Genomic DNA, 1132 nt, shown 5'->3' on the forward strand with positions numbered 1-1132 from the left:
TGCAGCGGCTGGTGGCCTCGGTGACCCGGTTCCTGGACCCCGACGCCGCCCTGTCCGCGACGGCCGACGGGCTGGTGTTCGTGGAGTCCCGGCCGTTGGGCGGTACTTGGGTGCTGGACGGGCTCTGGCAGCAGCTGGAGATCGGCAAGGCAAGGACGGGATCGACATCGTGGACGTCGGCCACACCGAGAACCACCCGCACATCGCGGACAGCGTGCTGAAGATCGCGGACCTCGCCATCCCGCACATGGAGCCCTCCATGGCGGACTGGCAGCGGGTCACTCAGCCGCGCACCTCCACCCCCATCACGGACATCGTGGCTCGCTCCGCGTTCGCACGCCCCGGCCGCGAAGCCCGCCGCTGTGGGTGCTGTTCAACCGGGTTCGGACCGGTGTCCGGTCGGCGAAGGACATCCGCGACATGATGCGCGAAGAGGGCTGGAACCTGTTCACCGTGATGATCCCGGTCCGGGACGAGATCAAGCAGGCGACCGCGTTCCCTGTCGAACGCGCTGCGAACGGCCCCTTCGGCGAGCTGGTCACCGAGATGGAGACGAGGGGACTGATCAAGCGTGCCTAGGCGCGACCTCCGGGCGGGGGCCGCCGCGACAGCCGCCACCCAGGCCCCGGCCAACGGTTCGACGGCTTCCGTCACCCCCGTCGGTACTGCTTTGGACACCACCCAGGAAACGAGCCCGGCGAAGCTGCGGGATCAGCCGTTCACCCTCACCCACTGGGGTGCAACCCTTCCCGAGCGGGACGTGACGCCCGAGGAGGCGAGCGGACCGCTCCGCCCCGACGAGCTGGAGCAACTGGCCGAGTGCCACCGCGCCATCGACAACGCGGGCGGTGCGGATGGCGGTCAGCACGGTGTTCGGGTCGTCGGGGTTGGCCAGCTGCACGACGCTGGCGTACGGGGTGCCCACGAGCCGCGCCGGCGGGACGGCTGCCAGCTGGGACAGCAGCGTGGCGACGGCGAGCGGGTGGCGCACGGGTGGCCCTGGCACTCGTCACACTGAAGCTGGCTCGTCAGCTGAGGCCGAGGGTGCTCAATGCCGTGGTCCAGTCGGTCACGATGGCGCGCTGGGCGGCCGTGAGGGTGATCTGGCCGGAGCAGACCGCGGTGTGCAGCT

The 1132-nt window shown here is 70.5% G+C and carries 3 protein-coding genes; all 3 read left to right on the plus strand.

What is annotated here, in order from left to right; all coding sequences use genetic code 11:
- On the plus strand, nt 1-221 hold a 221-nt coding region (locus AB0M27_RS48040), incomplete at its 5' end, for a hypothetical protein (protein ID WP_365732492.1).
- A 199-nt stretch (nt 222-420) separates the two neighbouring features.
- Complete coding sequence (locus tag AB0M27_RS48045; RefSeq protein WP_365732493.1) at nt 421-579, plus strand: hypothetical protein; 159 nt, start codon at nt 421-423, stop codon at nt 577-579.
- Entirely contained in the window at nt 572-1018 is a 447-nt protein-coding gene (locus tag AB0M27_RS48050) for a hypothetical protein (protein WP_365732494.1), read from the plus strand. Before AB0M27_RS48045 ends, AB0M27_RS48050 begins: the two co-directional genes overlap by 8 nt.
- Nucleotides 1019-1132 lie beyond the last annotated feature (114 nt).

Origin of the sequence: Streptomyces sp. NPDC052107 (genome assembly GCF_040680215.1) — a bacterium.
In the GTDB taxonomy this organism is placed as follows: domain Bacteria; phylum Actinomycetota; class Actinomycetes; order Streptomycetales; family Streptomycetaceae; genus Streptomyces.